Genomic DNA, 17,956 nt, shown 5'->3' on the forward strand with positions numbered 1-17,956 from the left:
GGTAAACCTTGTCGCGGCGCAGCAAAACCGCTCCCTAGAATCATCCGATGACATGGGCGTCCATGTGAAGGAGTCCGCAGTGCAGAGCAAGAAGTCCGGGGTCAAGCCGGTACAGCGTGTGATCAAGAAGTACCCCAACCGAAGGCTCTACGACACCGAGACATCCACGTACATCACCTTGGCCGAGGTGAAGCAACTTGTCATCCAGAACGCGCAGTTCGTGGTGCGCGACGCCAAGACCGGCGACGACCTCACGCGCAGCATCCTGCTTCAGATCATTCTCGAAGAAGAGGCGGGCGGCGCGCCGATGTTCACCGAGCAGGTGCTTTCGCACATCATTCGTTTCTACGGCCAGGCGATGCAGGGCTACATGGGCCCTTACCTCGAGAAGAACATCCAGGCCATGACCGAGGTGCAGGCGCAGCTGGCCGACAAGGCCGAGGGCCTGACGCCCGAGATGTGGTCGCGCTTCATGAGCATGCAGTCACCGATGCTGCAGGGGCTGATGGGCAACTACGTCGAGCAATCGAAGAACGTTTTTCTCCAGATGCAGGAACAGATGCAGAAAAACACCGAACAGGTACTGGGGGCCTTTGGCATCAAGCGTCCCTGAGCGCCGCTCGGCGCTTCGAAAGCGAGTGCACGGCAACCCGGAGGGGAGGTTGTCCAATGGTTTCCCGGCTGTCGCAGATAGCTGGGACAATAGAGGCATATGAGCGAAGTTGCCTCCCCCGAACGTACAGCCACGCCGACCGCCCCCAAGGTCGGATTCGTGAGCCTGGGCTGCCCCAAGGCCCTGACCGATTCCGAATTGATCCTGACCCAGCTGAGTGCCGAGGGTTATCAAACTGCCAAGACTTTCGAAGGTGCCGATCTGGTGATCGTCAACACCTGCGGCTTCATCGACGATGCGGTCAGGGAGAGCCTGGACACCATCGGCGAAGCGCTCGCCGAAAACGGCCGCGTGATCGTCACGGGCTGCCTGGGTGCCAAGACCGGCGACCAGGGTGGTAACCTGGTGCGCCAGATGCATCCGAGCGTGCTGGCCGTGACCGGCCCTCACGCCACGCAAGAGGTGATGGATGCGGTGCACGCTAACCTGCCCAAGCCGCACGACCCTTTCATCGACCTGGTGCCGAACACTTTCGGCGTTGCCGGCTTGAAACTCACGCCGCGCCACTACGCGTACCTGAAGATCAGCGAGGGCTGCAATCACCGCTGCACCTTCTGCATCATTCCTTCGATGCGCGGCGACCTCGTGTCGCGGCCGGTCGGCGATGTGCTGAGCGAGGCCAAGGCCTTGTTCGAAGGCGGCGTCAGGGAGTTGCTTGTGATCAGCCAGGACACCTCGGCCTATGGTGTCGACGTGAAGTACCGCACCGGCTTCTGGGACGGCAAGCCTGTCAAGACCCGCATGCTCGAACTCGTGCGTACGCTGGGCGAAATCGCCGAGCCGTATGGCGCCTGGGTTCGCCTGCACTACGTGTACCCGTACCCGAGCGTCGACGAAATCATTCCGTTGATGGCGAGCGGCCTCGTGTTGCCTTACCTCGACGTGCCGCTGCAGCACAGCCATCCCGATGTGCTCAAGCGCATGAAGCGCCCGGCCAGCGGTGAAAAAAACCTGGAGCGGCTGGCGCGCTGGCGCGAGGTGTGCCCGGAGCTCGTGATTCGAAGCACCTTCATCGCCGGCTTCCCCGGCGAGACGGAGCAGGAATTCGAGCATCTGCTCGACTTCATTCGCGAAGCCGAGATCGATCGCGCCGGTTGCTTTGCCTACAGCCCGGTCCAGGGCGCCACCGCCAACGACATTCCGGGCATGCTGCCCGAGGCCGAACGCGAAGCGCGCCGTGCACGCTTCATGGAAGTGGCCGAGGCCGTGTCGATCGCCAAGCTGCAAAAGCGCGTGGGTGCCACGATGCAGGTGCTGGTCGATTCGGCGCCGGGCATGGGTCGCAAGGGCGGAGTGGGGCGCACCTACGCAGACGCTCCGGAAATCGACGGCACGGTTCGCCTGCTGCCGCCCGAGAAGATCAGCAAGACGTTGAAGGTTGGTGAATTCACTCGTGCGCGCATCGTGGGCGCCGAGGGCCACGACCTGATCGCACTGCCCGTTTGATGCGCATTCGAACGGACAAGAAAAAAGCCACCGGAGACCGGTGGCTTTCTTTGGATGACCTGGCGGGGGTCAGCTTGAATTTGGTGCCCAGAAGAGGACTCGAACCTCCACGATGTTACTCGCTAGTACCTGAAACTAGTGCGTCTACCAATTCCGCCATCTGGGCTTCATGTCAGCCGAAGCTTTCATGTTTTTTTGCTTCTCAGCAAAGACTGCAATCATATCAAACTTTTTGCGGCAAATTCGCTGTTGAGTTCGCCCGCGTGCACTTGTTTGTGTGTGGCGTGTTGCAACTTGGCTGCATTGTCCATTCGATGATGAATCGAGCGGGCATGAAAAAAGCCACCGGAGACCGGTGGCTTCAATCGAATGACCTGGTAAAGGTCTGTTTAAACTTGGTGCCCAGAAGAGGACTCGAACCTCCACGATGTTACTCGCTAGTACCTGAAACTAGTGCGTCTACCAATTCCGCCATCTGGGCCCACAGAACTGCCGAAGCAGTTATGTTTTGAATTTCAGGAAAGAAGGAGATCATATCAAAAATAATGTCACTTCCAGCGGCTTGCTGGATGAATTCGAAGGAACCGTTCAAGGTCATCGCGATGGCCACGGTTTCGTACAGCGCGACGACGGCGAAGCAGACATCTATCTGCCCCCGAACGAGATGCGGGCCGTGCTGCACAAGGACCGCGTCAAGGCGCGCGTCGTGCGGCAAGACCGCCGCGGCCGCCCCGAGGGGCGCGTCGTGGAAATCGTCGAGCGCCCCGAGCAACCGATCATCGGCCGCCTGCTGCACGAAGGCGGCATCTGGCTTGTCGCGCCCGAAGACAAGCGCTACGGTCAAGACGTCCTGATTCCCAAGGGTGCGACCGGTCCCGCGAAGGTGGGACAGGTCGTCGTCGTGCAGCTCACGGAGCCGCCGGCGTTGTTCGGCCAACCCGTGGGTCGCGTGAAGGAAGTGCTGGGCGAAATTGACGACCCCGGCATGGAAATCGAAATCGCCGTGCGCAAGTACGGCGTGCCGCATGAGTTTTCCGCGGAGTGCCTGGCCGAAGCCAAGGCGCTGCCCGAGAAGGTTCGCCCCGCCGACAAGAAAGGCCGTGTCGACCTCACCGACATTCCCCTCGTCACCATCGACGGTGAAGACGCGCGCGACTTCGACGACGCCGTGTACTGCGAGCCCGCGAAAGTGGGCCGCGGCAAGGGCTGGCGCCTGTTGGTGGCCATCGCCGACGTGAGCGCCTATGTGAAGACCGGTTCGCCGATCGACATCGACGCCTACGACCGTGCCACCAGCGTCTACTTTCCGCGTCGCGTCATTCCGATGCTGCCGGAGAAGCTGTCGAACGGCCTGTGCTCGCTGAACCCGGAGGTCGAACGCCTGTGCATGGTGTGCGACATGCTGGTCGCGGCCGACGGCGAGATCTACGCCTACCAGTTCTACCCGGCCGTGATGTTCAGCCACGCGCGCTTCACGTACACCGAAGTGGCGGCCATCCTCGGCAACACGCGCGGCCCCGAAGCGGCCAAGCGCAAGGACCGCGTGAAGGACCTGCTGAACCTCGCCGACGTCTACAAGGCGCTGCTCAAGCAGCGCGGCAAGCGTGGCGCGGTCGACTTCGAGACCACCGAGACGCAGATCATCTGCGACGACGCCGGGCGCATCGAGAAGATCGTGCCGCGCACGCGCAACGAGGCGCACCGCCTCATCGAAGAAGCCATGCTGGCGGCCAACGTCTGCAGCGCCGACTTCATCGCCGAAGGCAAGCACCCGGGCCTGTTCCGCGTGCACGAAGGCCCGACGGCGGAGAAGAAGGAAATCCTGCGCGGCTACCTCAAGGCCATGGGCGTCGGCCTGAGCATCACCGACGACCCCAAGCCGGGCGAGTTCCAGGCGATTGCAACGGCCACCAAGGACCGCCCCGACGCGCAGCAGATCCACACCATGCTGCTGCGCTCCATGCAGCAGGCGATCTACACGCCGTTCAACAGCGGCCACTTCGGGCTGGCGTACGAGGCCTACACGCACTTCACGAGCCCGATCCGGCGTTATCCCGACTTGCTGGTGCACCGCGTGATCAAGGCGATTCTCACGAAGACGCGCTACCAGCTGCCGATGCTGCCCACCCCCGGCGAGGCGCATGCCAAGCTGGCCAAGCGGCTCGCGTCGCGCGTGAAGGCGCCGACCAACAAGCCGCAGAAAGCCACCATCGCGCCCAGCAAGGAAGTGCTGGCATGGGAGGCCGCCGGCCTGCACTGCAGCGCCAACGAGCGCCGCGCCGACGAAGCCAGCCGCGACGTCGAAGCCTGGCTCAAGTGCAAGTACATGCGCGAGCACCTCGGCGAGGAGTACGGCGGCGTGGTCACCGCGGCCACCACCTTCGGCATCTTCGTCACGCTCGACGCGATGTATGTCGAAGGGCTGGTGCACATCACCGAGCTCGGCGGCGAGTACTTCAAGTACGACGAGATGCGCCAGGAACTGCGCGGCGAGCGCACCGGCATCCGCTACGCCATCGGCACGCGCGTGCGGGTGCAGGTGAGCCGCGTCGACCTGGACGGCCGCAAGATTGACTTCCGCCTCGTGCGCGAAGGCGAGGACCTGACCTCGCGCGCCATGAAGGACAAGGGCGCCACGTCATCCGGCGTGCCGGTGAAGGCGTCGGCCAAGCGCGGCTCGCGCCACAAGGGCGAGGCCGGCGGCGCGGAGCCGCGCGGCGACCGCAGTGACCGCGGCGATCGCGTGGAGCGCTCGGACCATGGCGGCTCGGCCGCAGTGGGCCCGCAGTCGGCCATGCAGGCCTTCAAGTCGGCGGTCAAGAAGGCCGCCAACAAGATGAAGGGGCGCAAGCCGCGCCGCTGAAGCCTTGCCGCATGACACATCGACAACCTGAAAAAAGAGAAAGAGACACAGAGCATGAGCGTTGAAGACAACAAGGGCCGCATCGCCATCGTCACCGGAGCGGGCTCCGGCATCGGCCGCGCCGCGGCGCTGGCGTTGCTGGGCGACGGCTGGAGCGTGGTGCTGGCCGGGCGTCGCCTGGAGCCGCTGGAGCAGGTGGCCGAGGAATCGGGCGCGGGCGCGCGTGCCTTCGCTGTGCCCACCGACGTGGCCAAGGCCGAGTCGGTGCAGGCCCTGTTCGCCGCCACTGTCGAGCGCTTCGGGCGCGTCGACCTGCTGTTCAACAACGCCGGCGTGGGCAACCCGCCGGGCCCGTTCGAGGACTGGACGCCCGAGCAATGGCAGGGCGTGGTCGACATCAACCTGACGGGCATGTTCTTCTGCATCCAGCAGGCGTTCCGCGCGATGAAGGCGCAGACCCCGATGGGTGGGCGCATCATCAACAACGGCTCCATCTCGGCCACCGCGCCGCGGCCCAACTCGGCCGCCTACACGTCCACCAAGCACGCGGTCGAAGGCCTGACCAAGACCGCGTCGCTCGACGGGCGCAAGTACGACATCGCCGTGGGTCAGGTGGACGTGGGCAACGCCATGACCGAGCTGGCGTCGCGCATGGCCAAGGGCGTGCCGCAGGCCAACGGCGAACTCGCCATCGAGCCGCTGATCGACGTGAAGATCGTGGGCCAGTCGGTGCTCTACATGGCGAACCTGCCGTTGGAAGCCAACGTGCTGTTCCACACGATCATGGCGACGAAGATGCCCTTCGTCGGCCGCGGCTAGGCGGTTTTCAGACGGGCGCGCGGCGGGCCAGTGTGCCGGCCGTGAGGGGGGCCGCATCGCTTGGCCATGTGTCGGCGATATGGCCGTGCTGCCAGACCGCTTCGCGCGCCGCGTCGAATGCGGGCCGGCGCGCCTCCAGTGCGGCCAGTGCGGCCAGCGCCGCGCCGATCATGCCGGCCAGCACGTCGCCGGTGCCAGCCGTTGCCAGCCTGGCATTGCCGGTGAGGTTGATGACGGGCAGTGCGTTGCCTGCATCGGCAATCACCGTGCCCGACCCCTTGAGCACCGCCACCACGCCGAAGCGTGCCGCCAGCTCACTTGCCGCCGCCAGCCGGTCGGCTTGAATCTCGGATGCGGTGCACCCCAGCAATCGCGCCGCTTCCAGCGGATGCGGCGTGATCACGGTCGGCGCCGCGCGCTTGCCGCGTGACACCAGCTGCGCCTGCAGCGCGCCATCGGCTGCGATGGCATTGAGCGCATCCGCATCGAGCACCAGTGCCGCTGCCGTCGACAGCACGCGCGGCAGCAGTTCGCGCACAGCCTCTCCACCGCCGCAGCCGCAAACGGCGGTCATGGCCGACAGGTCCAGCGCGTGGGCGTCGCGCAGCATCAGCTCGGGCTGGGAGACATCGACCGGTGCCGCGCTCGCATCGAGAAGCCCGACGAACACCCGGCCCGCACCCGCGTGCAGGGCCGCGGAGCCGGCCAGCAGCGCCGCACCCGCCATGCCCGACGCGCCGCCGACCACCGCCACATCGCCATAACTGCCCTTGTGCGACGCATGGGTGCGCGGCTTTGCATCGGGCGCGCCGGCCAGGCGTGCGGTGGGTTGATCGTTGAAGGTGCCGCAGCCCAGGTCGTCGAACCAGACGGTGCCTGCGGCGTCGCGGCCCTGGGCGGTGAACAGGCCGGGCTTGAGCGTGAGGAAAGTGATGCAGGAGCGGATGGAGCCTTGCGCATGGTCGGCGCCATGGGCCAGCGTGCCGGTGTCCGCATTCAGTCCGGAGGGCACGTCGACGCTGAGCACCGGGTGTGCGCCGGCATGCATCGTCGCGAGCCATTCGGCCATCGCGCCTTCGGGCGGTCGGGTCGAACCGATGCCGAGCAACGCGTCGATCGCCAGGTCGCAATGCGAAGGCGGCTGCGCTGCGAAGGTGACGCCCGCGTCGCGGGCCCGTTGCAGCGACGCCTTGGCGTCTGGTGGCAAGCGGCCTTCGTCGCCGACGAAGGTAACGACCGGAAAGAAGCCCCGATGCCGCAACTGCGCCGCCGCCTCGAAACCGTCGCCGCCGTTGTTGCCCGGGCCGCACGCCACCCAGATCGTCCGCGCATGCGGCGCGATGGCCATCGCGAGCCGCGCGACCGCGAGGCCTGCGCGTTGCATCAGCGCGTGGGCGGGCAGGGCGGCGGCCGCGGCCTGCTCGATGCGGCGCGTGGCGGCGATGTCGAACAGATCGGCGGCTGTGGCGGACGTGATGCGGTGCATCGATCCATTGTGCCGTCGTGCCTCCTATCATCGAACGATGATGCTCAAGACCCTTGGCTGGCTGCTGGTCCTTCTGCTGGCGTGGTTTGCCGGCTTCGCCGGCATGGGCATGGCGCTGATCGGCGGCGCGGTGTGGGCGCTCGGTTTGCTCGCGGTGGTATGGGGGCTGTTCCTGCTGGCCGTGACCTTGCGCCGCGTGCCGCTGCGCGACATTGCCTGGGCCGCGAACCTCGGCTACGGCTTCGGCGTGATGCGCTGGCTCGACGTGCCGGCCGAAGCGGGCTCAGGCGCCGTGCGCTGGCTGGCGATGGGCGCCAGCCTGCTGTGCCTTGTTTTTTTCGGCCTGGTGGCGCCGGCGCTGCTGGCATGGATCGCCGGCAAGTGGCTGCCGGTGCCCGAACCCGAACTGCCGGTCGAGCAGCCGGCCAGCCCGGAGCGCCTGCGCCGATGGGGTCCTAGAGACTGAGGCGTTCGACGCCCAGGCCTTCGAGGTCGACGCCCGGGTCTTGCCCGCCGATCAGGTCGCCCAGCACGCGTGCGCTGCCGCACGACAGCGCCCAGCCGCTCGAGCCGTGCCCGAGGTTCAGCCACACGCCCGGAATGCCGCTAGCGCCGAGCACGGGCGGGCCGTCCGGCAGCATCGGACGCGCGCCTTTCCATTGCTGGACGCCCGATTGCAGCGTGGCCGCGCCCGGAAACCAGTCGTGCAGCACCTTGTAGAGCGTCTGGATGGCGGCGGGACTCATGGTGTCCAGCGAACCGCCGATTTCGGCGCTGCCAGCCACGCGCACGCGCTGGCCCAGGCGAGAGATGGCGACCTTGTAGCGCTCGTCCATCACCGCGCTGCGCGGCGCGTTGAGCGGCTCGCGAATGGGCGCGCTGACCGAATGCCCGTACACCGGCGCCATCGGAATGCGCAGGCCCAGCGGGCGCAGCAGCGAGGCCGAGGCCAGGCCGGCGCACACCACGACCGCGTCGTAGCGCACGGGCTCGGAGCCGCTCGCCAGCGACAGCGAGGTGGGGGCTGCGCGGCTCAGCGGTGCGATGTCGCAGTTGAAATGAAATTGCGCGCCGAAGGCCTCCGCCTCCCACTTGAGCAGCAGCGCGAACTGGCGGCAGTTGGCCACTTCGTCTTCCGGCAGGTGGATGGCGCCGGCCAGCGGAGTGTCCGGGTTGAGCGCGGGCTCGAGCAGGCGGGCCTCGTCGGCATCGACTTCGCGAAACACGCTGCCGGCCTGGCGCAGCACGTCGAGCCCGGGCTGCACCAGTTTCTTCTCGCGCTTGGAGCGCAGCAGCACGAGATAGCCGTCGCTGCGCTCGTAGCTGAGCTCGCGCGCCTCGGTCACCTCGTGCAGTCGGGTGCGGCTGTAGAAGGCCAGCCGCTGCATGCGGGCGCGGTTGGCCAAGTAGGTTTCGAGCTTGCAGGCCTTCTGCCAGCGCGACATCCAGCCGATGTCGCGCGAATTCAGCGGCCAGCGCAGCTTGATGGCGCCGTGCGAGGAGAGCAGCGAGCGCAGCACCTTGCCGCGCATGCCGGGGGCGGCCCACGGCGTGACATACCCGGGTGCGACCACGCCCGCGTTGGCGAAGCTGGCTTCTTCTGCGGCGGCGCCTCGGCGCTCGAACACGGTCACTTCATGACCGTCGGAAACCAGTTCCCAGGCGGTGGTGACGCCGATGATGCCGGCGCCCACGATCGCGATTTTCATTGAGTGTTCTAGATAAAGGAGATGGCCGACGCCCCGAAGCCCGTTGGGTGCGGCGGCGGCAGCTGTTATTTTTGCAGCGCTTGCTCGGTTTGGAGCGACACGGCCAGCACGGCGTCGTCGTGCAGCGCGGCGTGCCACAGCATGAGGCCGACCGGCAATTCACCGGCAGCGTGGCAGGGCAGCGAGAGGGCGCAGCCGTCGAGCATGTTGACGATCGACGGGTTGCGCAGCAGCAGGGCGTTGACGCGGAAGAACTCGTCGTCGCGCTCGGCGCCCGGTGCCACGCTGGCGATGGATGGCGCGGTGATGGGTACGGTCGGCGACAGCACGACATCGAAGGGCGCCAGCCTGGCCTCGACGCGGGCGATCCAGTCGCGGCGAGCGTTGACGAGGTCGATGTATTCGTGCGCCTTCATGCTGGCGCCACGCAGGATGCGTTGCGCCACGCGCGGGTCGTAGCCGGCGCCGCTGCGCTCCAGCAGCAGCCGGTGCCAGGCATGGGCCTCGGCCGCGGAGAAGCCGCCGGTGGCGTTGATGGTGGACAGCTCGGCGAACTCGGGCAGCTCGATTTCCTGGATGTGGGCGCCGGCGGCGCGCATCGTTTTCAAAGAACGCTCGAAGGCGGCGGCCACGGCCGGCTCGATGGCGTCGAAAAAGATGTTCTTCACCACGGCCAACCGGTAGGCGGCGAGCGGGGCGTTGCCGGCGGTGACGCGCCGGGCGGCCAGGATTTCGTGCGCTGTGATGGCGTCGCGCACCGAACGGGTCATGGCGCAGACCGTGTCGAGCGTGGTCGACAGCGGCAGCGCGCCGTCGGCGGGGGTGAGCCTGGCCGTGTTCTTGAAGCCGACGATGCCGTTCAGCGCCGCCGGAATGCGGATCGAGCCGCCCGTGTCCGAGCCCAGCCCGATGAAAGCGGCGCCGCTGGCGACCGAAATCGCGGCGCCGGAGGACGATCCGCCGGGAATGCGCGGCGTGGCGGCGTCGCTCACGTTGGCGGGCGTTCCGTGGTGCGGGTTGACGCCGACGCCCGAGAAGGCGAATTCGGTCATGTTGGTGCGACCGGTCAGCACCCCGCCGGCTGCGCGCAGCCGCGCCACGGCTAGGGCGTCGGAACGGGCGGCGGGGGCGTGGCTCAGGACCACCGAGCCGGCCGGGGTCGGCTGGCCCTCGATGTCGAACAGGTCCTTGGCGGTGAATGGCAGGCCGGACAGCCGGCTGTCCGGATTCGATTCGGCGGCGGCCTGGCGGGCCTCGTCGAACATCGGGCGGGTGAAGACGTGGTCGCAGGCCGGCGACCGGACGATGTCGATGGCGCGCTCCATTTCGGTGCGTGCATCGTTGCCACCTGCCAGAAGGGTGAGACGGGTGGCGTGGAGGTCGTTCATGGGTGGCTGCAGATGCCGCGCGGGCGGCTCGGGTTCAGGAAAGAGAGGGCGGGAGGCGTGCTATACTCTTTGGGTTTCGCTGGTCGAGCAACGGCTCCCGTTGCATCCAGCCAGACACATCCGCAAACCGGCCCAATCAAGGTGTTGTGACTCAGTTCAAAAGAGCACAAAACGGGCTGGATTTTAGACCCAACCTTTGGAGTAATTTCTAATGTCTACCACCATGCGCGAAATGCTGGAAGCCGGTGTCCACTTCGGTCACCAAACCCGCTTCTGGAACCCCAAGATGGCTCCGTTCATCTTCGGTCACCGCAACAAGATCCACATCATCAACCTGGAAAAGTCGCTCCCGATGTTCCAGGACGCGATGAAGTACGCCAAACAACTCACCGCCAACCGCGGCACGATCCTGATGGTCGGCACGAAGCGCCAGGCCCGTGAAATCGTTGCGGCTGAAGCCCGTCGCGCCGGCGTGCCTTTCGTCGACACCCGCTGGCTCGGCGGCATGCTGACCAACTTCAAGACCGTCAAGACCTCCATCAAGCGTCTGAAGGACATGAAGGCCCAGCAAGAAGCCGGCCTCGATTCGCTGAGCAAGAAGGAGCAACTCACCTTCTCGCGCGAAATCGCGAAGCTCGAAAAGGACATCGGCGGCATCCAGGACATGGCTGCGCTGCCGGACGCGATCTTCGTGATCGACGTGGGCTTCCACAAGATCGCCGTCGCCGAAGCCAAGAAGCTCGGCATTCCGCTGATCGGCGTGGTCGACTCCAACCACTCGCCCGAAGGCATCGACTACGTGATTCCCGGTAACGACGACTCGTCGAAGGCCGTCACGCTGTACGCACGTGGCATCGCCGACGCGATCATCGAAGGCCGCAACAGCGCCGGTGGCGATGTGGTCAAGGCCGTTGCCGAAGGCAGCAGCGACGAATTCGTCGAAGTCGAAGAAAGCGCTTCGGCCTGAGCGGGTGCCTTCACGCGCCTGAAGAAGGGGCTTGGTGCCCCTTTTTTTTAACCTGATTTTTGGAATTTCGGAGATACACAAATGGCTGCAATCACCGCAAGCATGGTTGGCGAACTGCGCGCTAAGACCGACGCGCCCATGATGGAATGCAAGAAGGCTCTCACCGAGGCCGAAGGCAACATGGAAAAGGCCGAAGAGCTGCTGCGCATCAAGCTGGGCAACAAGGCTGGCAAGGCATCGGGTCGCATCACGGCCGAAGGCGTGGTCACGGCTTTTGTCGACGGCGCTGCCGGCGGCATGATCGAAATCAACTGCGAGACCGACTTCGTCACCAAGAACGACAGCTTCCTGGCCATGGCCAACGCGGCCGCCATGCTGGTCGCGAAGAACAGCCCCGCTGACATCGCCGCCCTGGGCGCGCTGGCCTATGAGCAAGACGGCTTCGGTCCCACGCTCGAAGACGTGCGCAAAGGCCTGATCGGCAAGATCGGCGAGAACATGAGCTTCCGCCGCTTCAAGCACTTCGCCGGCAACGGCAAGCTCGCTTCGTACCTGCACGGCACGCGCATCGGCGTGATGGTCGAGTTCGAAGGCGACGACACCTCCGCCAAGGACGTGGCCATGCACATCGCCGCCATGAAGCCCGTCGCCATCCAGGCATCGGACGTGCCCGCCGAGCTGATCGAAAAAGAACGCGCCGTGGCTGCCGGCAAGGCTGCTGAAGACCGCAAGGTTGCCGAGGCCGAAGGCAAGAAGCCGCAGCCCGACGACATCGTCGCCAAGCGCATCGAAGGCGGCGTGCAGAAGTACCTGAAGGAAGTCTCGCTGCACAACCAGCCGTTCGTGAAGAACGACAAGCAGACCGTCGAGCAGATGCTCAAGGCCGCCGACACCTCGATCAAGGGTTTCACCCTGTACGTGGTCGGCGAAGGCATCGAGAAGAAGGTCGACGACTTCGCTGCCGAAGTGGCCGCACAAGTCGCCGCTGCCAAGGCTGCTGCCTGATCTCGCAGCCACTACAGCGGCGGTGCGCAAGTGCGTGCCGCCGCTTTTTCACCGCCACGTTTTACACTCGCCCCCGCCAACCAAAGGAAATTGCCCATGTCTGATCCCCGCCCAGCCCACAAGCGAATCTTGTTGAAGCTGTCGGGAGAGGCACTGATGGGCGACGACGCCTTCGGCATCAACCGCGCCACCATCGTGCGGATGGTCCAGGAGGTGGCCGAGGTCGTGAACATGGGCGTCCAGGTGGCGGTCGTGATCGGCGGCGGCAACATCTTCCGCGGCGTCGCGGGAGGCTCCGTCGGCATGGATCGCGCCACGGCCGACTACATGGGCATGCTGGCCACGGTGATGAACTCGCTGGCCCTGGCCGACGCGATGGACAAGCAGGGCCTGGTGGCCCGCGTGATGTCCGCCATTGCCATCGAGCAGGTGGTCGAGCCCTATGTGCGCCCCAAGGCCCTGCAGTACCTCGAAGAGGGCAAGGTCGTGGTGTTCGCGGCTGGCACGGGCAACCCGTTCTTCACGACCGACACGGCCGCGGCGCTGCGCGGTGCCGAAATTGGCGCCGAGCTGGTGCTCAAGGCGACCAAGGTCGACGGTGTGTACACCGCCGATCCCAAGACCAACCCCAATGCAACGCGCTATTCCTCGCTCACGTTCGACGAGGCGATTGCGCAGAATCTCGGCATCATGGACGCCACGGCCTTCGCGCTGTGCCGCGACCAGAAGCTGCCGATCAAGGTGTTCTCGATCCTCAAGAACGGCGCGTTCAAGCGCGTCGTCATGGGCGAGGACGAGGGCACGCTGGTGCATGCCTAGGAGCCAATAAGATGACCATTGCAGACATTCGGAGCACGACCGACGCGAAGATGAACCAATCGCTCGCGGCGTTCCAGAACAATCTCACCAAGATCCGTACCGGCCGCGCCAACTCGGCGCTGCTCGACTCGATTCACGTCGAGTACTACGGCTCGCAGGTGCCGCTGAGCCAGGTGGCCAACGTGTCGGTGCTCGACTCGCGCACCATCAGCGTCCAGCCCTGGGAAAAAGGCATGGGCGCCAAGATCGAGAAGGCCATTCGCGAAAGCGACCTGGGCCTGAACCCGGCCTCGATGGGCGACCTGATCCGCGTGCCGCTGCCCGCCATGAGCGAAGAGCGCCGCAAGGAAATGACCAAGCTGGTCCGCAACGAAGGCGAGAGCGCCAAGATCGCCACGCGCAACCTGCGCCGCGATGCGAACGAGTCGGTCAAGAAGCTGGTGAAGGACAAGCTGGCCTCGGAAGACGACCAGAAGCGCGCCGAAGCCGAGATCCAGAAGGTCACCGACCGCCACATCGCGGAAATCGACCGCCTGATCGCGGCCAAGGAAGCGGAGATCATGGCCGTTTGAGGCCTGCCATGGCCTCCACATCGCCGCGCATTCCGCACCACGTTGCCATCGTCATGGACGGCAACGGCCGTTGGGCGACGCGGCGTTTTCTTCCCCGCGTGGCGGGGCACAAGCAGGGCGTGGAGTCGCTGCGCCGCTGTGTCAAGGCCTGCGCCGACCGCGGCGTGGGCGTGCTCACTGTGTTCGCGTTTTCCTCGGAGAACTGGAACCGCCCCGTCGAAGAAGTCTCCGGGCTGATGGAGCTGATGGTCGGCGCGCTCGCGCGTGAAGTTCCCCGGCTCAGCAAGGACGGCGTGCGGCTGCACTTCGTCGGCGAACGCGCGGGTCTCTCGCCCAAGATGGTGAAGGGCCTGGTCGACGCCGAGGAAGCCACCGCGAACAACACGCGCATGCAGCTCAACGTGTGCTTCAACTACGGTGGTCGCTGGGACATCGCAAAGGCCGCGGCCAAGCTGGCGGCGCAGGGCGAGCCCATCACGGAGGCCAGCCTGGACCGCGCCATGGCGCTGGCCCATGTGCCCGACCCGGACCTGTTCATTCGCACCGGGGGCGAGCAGCGCCTGTCGAACTTCCTGCTCTGGCAGAGTGCCTACGCCGAGCTTTTCTTCAGCGCCAAGTTGTGGCCCGAGTTCGACGAAGCTGCGCTGGACGAGGCCATTGCCGCGTTCCAGGGCCGCGAGCGCCGCTTCGGCCAGACGTCGGCACAGGTCTCGGCCCCACAAGGCCTCACGGCCTGACACACTCCCCCGCATGCTCAAACAACGCATCCTCACGGCGATCGTGCTGCTCGCGATCCTGCTGCCGGCGCTGTTCTACCGAAACCACATTCCCTTCGCCTGCGTGATGCTCGTGCTGATCGGCGCGGCGGCATGGGAGTGGGGGCGGCTGAACGGCTATGGCCAGCGGCTCTCGGTGTTCCTGGGCATCGAGACGGTGGTGCTGTGCGGGCTGTCCTGGTGGCTGGGCCTGCTGGAGCAGCCGCTCGCGCTCATGTGGACCTTGGCCAGCGCGGCCTGGGTGCTGGGCGGCGCGGCGTTGCTGAGGGTGGCGGTGCCGGGCTGGCCGCGCATTCCGCGTGGATTGCGACTGGTCGGGGGGCTGCTGGCGCTGTGGGTCGCGTGGCTCGCGGCGGTGCAGGCCCGCATGATCGGCATCAATTTCTTGCTGTCGATCCTGGTGCTGGTGTGGGTGGCCGACGTGTTCGCGTATTTCGCCGGCCGCGCCTTCGGCCTGAAGTTCACTCGCAACAAGCTCGCTCCCGCCATCAGTCCCGGAAAGAGCTGGGAAGGCGTGTGGGGCGGGATGATCGGCGTGGTGGTGCTGGCCTTTGCCTGGGTGTGGGCCGACAAGGCCGCTGGCGCGACGGTCGCCAGCCTGTACACCCGTCTCAACGAGCGCGGCTGGTGGCTCCTGCTGCTGGGCGCGCTGTTTCTTTCTGCGATGAGCGTCGTGGGCGACCTTGTCGAATCTCTGATCAAGCGCAGCGCCGGCGCCAAGGACAGCAGCCGGCTGTTGCCGGGCCATGGCGGGGTCCTCGACCGCGTGGATGCCCTCTTGCCCGCGCTGCCCATTGCCATGATGCTGGCCTTCCTGTGAACACTCCCAGACAACGCGTCACGGTGCTCGGATCGACCGGTTCGGTCGGCGTGAGCACGCTCGACGTCATCGCGCGGCACCCCGAGCGCTTCGAGGTTTTCGCGCTTTCCGCAGCCACCAGGGTCGACGAGCTGCTGGCGCAATGCGCGCAGTTCTCGCCCCGGTTCGCGGTCATGGCAAGCCCGCCGCACGCGGCCTTGCTGGCTGAAAAGCTAAGGCAAAGCGGCCTGAAGACCGTCGTGCTGACCGGCGACGATGCTCTTGAAACGATAGCGTCGCACGACGAGGTCGACGCCGTCATGGCGGCCATCGTCGGCGCCGCGGGCCTCGGCCCCTGCCTGGCGGCTGCGCGTGCCGGCAAGCGCCTGCTGCTGGCCAACAAGGAAGCGCTCGTCGTCGGCGGCGAACTGTTCATGCGCACGGTGCGCGAGGGCGGCGCCACGCTGCTGCCCATCGACAGCGAGCACTCGGCCATTTTCCAGTCGCTGCCCGAAGACCCGTCCACTTGGGCGCGACGCATCGACAAGATCATCTTGACGGCCTCAGGCGGCCCGTTTCGCACCCGCGCGCCCGAAACGCTGGGCACGGTCACGCCGGAGCAGGCGTGTGCCCATCCGACCTGGGTCATGGGCCGCAAGATTTCGGTCGATTCGGCCACCATGATGAACAAGGCGCTCGAGGTGATCGAGGCGCGCCACCTGTTCGGCGTGTCGCCGGAGCAGATCGAGGTGGTCATCCATCCGCAGAGCGTGGTGCATTCGATGGTGCAGTTCACCGACGCCTCGGTCATGGCCCAGCTGGGCACGCCCGACATGCGGGTGCCGATCGCCGTTGGCCTGGCATGGCCGGAGCGCATCGAAAGCGGCGCGGCGCGGCTCGATTTCCGCGAGATGTCGGCGCTGACCTTCAACACGCCCGACCCGGCGCTGTTCCCGGGGCTGGGCCTGGCCTGGCACGCACTGCGCGCTGCGCCCGGCACTACCGCGGTGCTGAATGCGGCCAACGAGGTGGCGGTCGAAGCCTTTCTGGACCGCCGTTTGCGTTTCGATCGCATTCATGCGGTCAACATGGAAACTTTGGAGGCGGTCTCTCCCTCCAAGCCCGCATCGCTCGCCGACCTCCTGGCGCTCGATGCCAACGCGCGCGCGGCGGCCAATGCCGCGGCGCTGCGTTTCGCGGCCTGACGCTCCCCCTGGAAACCAAGGATTCCGATGCTGCTCACTGTCATAGCCTTCGTGGTCGCGCTCGGTGTCCTGATTGCGGTGCATGAGTACGGCCACTACCGCGTCGCCGTGGCTTGCGGCGTCAAGGTCGAGCGTTTCTCGGTCGGCTTCGGCAAGGCGCTGATCCGCTGGCAGCCCAAGCGCCAGCATCCGGGGCAATCGACTGAGTTCGTCATCGGCGCATTTCCGCTCGGTGGCTACGTCAAGATGCTCGACGAGCGCGAAGGGCCGGTCGCGCCTGAAGAGCGCCATCGCGCCTTCAACACCCAGCCTTTGCGTTCGCGCGCGGCCATCGTGGCTGCAGGGCCTATCGCCAACCTGCTGCTGGCCGTGGTGCTCTACACGGCAGTCAACTGGATCGGCGTGCAGGAGCCGGTGGCCAAGCTGGCGCGGCCAGTGGCGGCGTCGCTGGCCGAGGCCGCGGGCCTGCGTGGCGGCGAACACATCACCCAGGCCGGCTTCGACGGCGACCTGTCGCCCGTTCAATCCTTCGAAGACCTGCGCTGGCGCATGACGCGCGGCGCGCTCGACGGCCACGACCTGACGCTCGAAATCGCGGGAGAGGGCGGCAAGCCCGCGCGCCAGGTCGTGCTGCCACTGAGCCGCATGGAGACCCGGGACGCCGACCCGCAGATGTTCCGCAAGATCGGCGTGCTCGCACCCTTGACCCGCCCCGAAATCGGCGAAGTCATGGCTGGCGGCGCGGCCGAGCGTTCAGGGCTGCGCAGCGGCGACGTGGTGCGCAGCATCGGCGGCACGGCCATCGTCGACGGACAGCAGTTGCGCGAAGTGATCCGGGCCTCGGTCGATGGCGACCAGCCGCGCATCCAGCCCTGGCAGCTCGAGCGAGGCGGCCAGCCGCTCACCCTCGACGTGAAGCCTGAGGTGCGGGAAGAGGGCGGCGCGAAGGTTGGGCGCATCGGTGCCTACGTGGGCACCGCCCCCGAGATGTTGACGGTGCGCCAGGGGCCGGTCGACGGCGTCTGGCGTGGCGTGGTGCGCACCTGGGAGGTGTCGGCACTGACCGTGCGCATGATGGCCAAGATGGTCATCGGCGAGGCATCGCTCAAGAATCTGAGCGGGCCGCTCACCATCGCGGACTACGCGGGCAAGTCGGCGAGCCTCGGTTTCACGCAGTATCTGGTGTTCCTGGCGCTCATCAGCGTGAGCCTGGGCGTGCTCAATCTCATGCCGCTGCCGGTCCTCGATGGGGGGCACCTGATGTATTATCTTTGGGAGGGCCTGACCGGCAAGAGCGTCTCTGACGCCTGGATGGAACGGCTTCAGCGCGGGGGTGTCGCCCTGCTGCTGGTCATGATGTCGGTCGCACTCTTCAACGACGTCACGCGGCTCTTTGGTTAACTTTCTGCCGGCCCTTTCCGTGCCGGCT

At 66.2% G+C, this 17,956-nt stretch carries 16 protein-coding genes and 2 tRNA genes; 13 read left to right on the plus strand and 5 right to left on the minus strand.

The window, feature by feature from the left end:
- Positions 1-52: 52 nt before the first annotated feature.
- Together phaR and rimO are read left to right on the plus strand one after the other, a co-directional pair.
- Complete coding sequence (gene phaR, locus AB6807_RS04145; RefSeq protein ID WP_116908905.1) at positions 53-613, plus strand: polyhydroxyalkanoate synthesis repressor PhaR; 561 nt, start codon at positions 53-55, stop codon at positions 611-613.
- Between the two features lie 99 nt (positions 614-712).
- Positions 713-2,119, plus strand: a complete 1,407-nt coding sequence (gene rimO / locus AB6807_RS04150) for a 30S ribosomal protein S12 methylthiotransferase RimO (protein WP_371083606.1) — start codon at positions 713-715, stop codon at positions 2,117-2,119.
- An 81-nt stretch (positions 2,120-2,200) separates the two neighbouring features.
- Here rimO and AB6807_RS04155 read toward each other — a convergent pair.
- Positions 2,201-2,285 (minus strand) — tRNA-Leu (locus AB6807_RS04155).
- A 230-nt stretch (positions 2,286-2,515) separates the two neighbouring features.
- Positions 2,516-2,600, minus strand: a tRNA-Leu gene (locus AB6807_RS04160).
- An 81-nt stretch (positions 2,601-2,681) separates the two neighbouring features.
- Here AB6807_RS04160 and rnr point away from each other — a divergent pair.
- Together rnr and AB6807_RS04170 are read left to right on the plus strand one after the other, a co-directional pair.
- Entirely contained in the window at positions 2,682-4,982 is a 2,301-nt protein-coding gene (gene rnr / locus AB6807_RS04165; RefSeq protein ID WP_371083607.1) for a ribonuclease R, read from the plus strand.
- Positions 4,983-5,036: 54 nt separating this feature from the next.
- Positions 5,037-5,801 (plus strand): SDR family oxidoreductase, encoded by a 765-nt coding sequence (locus tag AB6807_RS04170; protein ID WP_371083608.1) that lies wholly within the window; start codon positions 5,037-5,039, stop codon positions 5,799-5,801.
- A 7-nt stretch (positions 5,802-5,808) separates the two neighbouring features.
- Here AB6807_RS04170 and AB6807_RS04175 read toward each other — a convergent pair whose 3' ends face one another.
- Positions 5,809-7,287: an NAD(P)H-hydrate dehydratase gene (locus AB6807_RS04175; protein ID WP_371083609.1), complete on the minus strand. Its 1,479-nt coding sequence runs from the start codon at positions 7,285-7,287 to the stop codon at positions 5,809-5,811.
- A gap of 40 nt (positions 7,288-7,327) precedes the next feature.
- Here AB6807_RS04175 and AB6807_RS04180 point away from each other — a divergent pair, with 40 nt between their 5' ends.
- Positions 7,328-7,753 carry a hypothetical protein gene (locus AB6807_RS04180; RefSeq protein WP_371083610.1) on the plus strand — a complete coding sequence of 142 codons (426 nt, stop codon included), beginning with the start codon at positions 7,328-7,330 and terminating at the stop codon, positions 7,751-7,753.
- On the opposite strand, the gene AB6807_RS04185 is transcribed toward AB6807_RS04180, so the two are convergent.
- Positions 7,743-8,996 carry a D-amino acid dehydrogenase gene (locus tag AB6807_RS04185; protein ID WP_116908910.1) on the minus strand — a complete coding sequence of 418 codons (1,254 nt, stop codon included), beginning with the start codon at positions 8,994-8,996 and terminating at the stop codon, positions 7,743-7,745. The genes AB6807_RS04180 and AB6807_RS04185 overlap by 11 nt on opposite strands.
- A 65-nt stretch (positions 8,997-9,061) precedes the next feature.
- Positions 9,062-10,384, minus strand: coding sequence for an amidase (locus AB6807_RS04190; RefSeq protein ID WP_371083611.1), 1,323 nt, complete (start codon positions 10,382-10,384; stop codon positions 9,062-9,064).
- A gap of 211 nt (positions 10,385-10,595) precedes the next feature.
- Between AB6807_RS04190 and rpsB the strand changes: the two genes are divergently transcribed.
- The 8 genes from rpsB to rseP all read left to right on the plus strand — a co-directional run bounded on the left by rpsB (position 10,596) and on the right by rseP (position 17,928).
- Entirely contained in the window at positions 10,596-11,351 is a 756-nt protein-coding gene (rpsB, locus tag AB6807_RS04195; RefSeq protein WP_116908912.1) for a 30S ribosomal protein S2, read from the plus strand.
- An 81-nt stretch (positions 11,352-11,432) separates the two neighbouring features.
- The gene (gene tsf / locus AB6807_RS04200; protein ID WP_116908913.1) at positions 11,433-12,356 is read left to right on the plus strand and encodes a translation elongation factor Ts; all 924 of its coding nucleotides are present in this window, start codon (positions 11,433-11,435) and stop codon (positions 12,354-12,356) included.
- A 96-nt stretch (positions 12,357-12,452) separates the two neighbouring features.
- Positions 12,453-13,175: a UMP kinase gene (gene pyrH, locus AB6807_RS04205; RefSeq protein ID WP_116908914.1), complete on the plus strand. Its 723-nt coding sequence runs from the start codon at positions 12,453-12,455 to the stop codon at positions 13,173-13,175.
- Positions 13,176-13,186: 11 nt separating this feature from the next.
- Positions 13,187-13,747 (plus strand): ribosome recycling factor, encoded by a 561-nt coding sequence (frr, locus tag AB6807_RS04210; protein ID WP_116908915.1) that lies wholly within the window; start codon positions 13,187-13,189, stop codon positions 13,745-13,747.
- An 8-nt stretch (positions 13,748-13,755) separates the two neighbouring features.
- Positions 13,756-14,484 (plus strand): polyprenyl diphosphate synthase, encoded by a 729-nt coding sequence (gene uppS / locus AB6807_RS04215; protein ID WP_371083612.1) that lies wholly within the window; start codon positions 13,756-13,758, stop codon positions 14,482-14,484.
- 13 nt (positions 14,485-14,497) lie between these two features.
- Entirely contained in the window at positions 14,498-15,343 is an 846-nt protein-coding gene (locus tag AB6807_RS04220) for a phosphatidate cytidylyltransferase (protein WP_116908917.1), read from the plus strand.
- The gene (ispC, locus tag AB6807_RS04225) at positions 15,340-16,527 is read left to right on the plus strand and encodes a 1-deoxy-D-xylulose-5-phosphate reductoisomerase (protein WP_371083613.1); all 1,188 of its coding nucleotides are present in this window, start codon (positions 15,340-15,342) and stop codon (positions 16,525-16,527) included. Before AB6807_RS04220 ends, ispC begins: the two co-directional genes overlap by 4 nt.
- 27 nt (positions 16,528-16,554) lie before the next feature.
- A complete protein-coding gene (gene rseP, locus AB6807_RS04230; protein ID WP_116908919.1) occupies positions 16,555-17,928 on the plus strand; it encodes an RIP metalloprotease RseP in 1,374 nt (457 codons plus the stop codon).
- Positions 17,929-17,956 lie beyond the last annotated feature (28 nt).

It is taken from the genome of Variovorax sp. RCC_210, from assembly GCF_041355175.1.
Lineage (GTDB): Bacteria > Pseudomonadota > Gammaproteobacteria > Burkholderiales > Burkholderiaceae_C > Variovorax.

Excerpts from the sequence above, each read along its gene's own strand:
- phaR (WP_116908905.1), top strand. The coding sequence starts at position 53 with ATGGGCGTCCATGTGAAGGAGTCCGCAGTGCAGAGCAAGAAGTCCGGG.
- rimO (WP_371083606.1), top strand. The coding sequence starts at position 713 with ATGAGCGAAGTTGCCTCCCCCGAACGTACAGCCACGCCGACCGCCCCC.
- AB6807_RS04170 (WP_371083608.1), top strand. The coding sequence starts at position 5,037 with ATGAGCGTTGAAGACAACAAGGGCCGCATCGCCATCGTCACCGGAGCG.
- AB6807_RS04175 (WP_371083609.1), bottom strand. The coding sequence starts at position 7,287 with ATGCACCGCATCACGTCCGCCACAGCCGCCGATCTGTTCGACATCGCC.
- AB6807_RS04180 (WP_371083610.1), top strand. The coding sequence starts at position 7,328 with ATGCTCAAGACCCTTGGCTGGCTGCTGGTCCTTCTGCTGGCGTGGTTT.
- AB6807_RS04185 (WP_116908910.1), bottom strand. The coding sequence starts at position 8,996 with ATGAAAATCGCGATCGTGGGCGCCGGCATCATCGGCGTCACCACCGCC.
- AB6807_RS04190 (WP_371083611.1), bottom strand. The coding sequence starts at position 10,384 with ATGAACGACCTCCACGCCACCCGTCTCACCCTTCTGGCAGGTGGCAAC.
- rpsB (WP_116908912.1), top strand. The coding sequence starts at position 10,596 with ATGTCTACCACCATGCGCGAAATGCTGGAAGCCGGTGTCCACTTCGGT.
- tsf (WP_116908913.1), top strand. The coding sequence starts at position 11,433 with ATGGCTGCAATCACCGCAAGCATGGTTGGCGAACTGCGCGCTAAGACC.
- pyrH (WP_116908914.1), top strand. The coding sequence starts at position 12,453 with ATGTCTGATCCCCGCCCAGCCCACAAGCGAATCTTGTTGAAGCTGTCG.
- frr (WP_116908915.1), top strand. The coding sequence starts at position 13,187 with ATGACCATTGCAGACATTCGGAGCACGACCGACGCGAAGATGAACCAA.
- uppS (WP_371083612.1), top strand. The coding sequence starts at position 13,756 with ATGGCCTCCACATCGCCGCGCATTCCGCACCACGTTGCCATCGTCATG.
- AB6807_RS04220 (WP_116908917.1), top strand. The coding sequence starts at position 14,498 with ATGCTCAAACAACGCATCCTCACGGCGATCGTGCTGCTCGCGATCCTG.
- rseP (WP_116908919.1), top strand. The coding sequence starts at position 16,555 with ATGCTGCTCACTGTCATAGCCTTCGTGGTCGCGCTCGGTGTCCTGATT.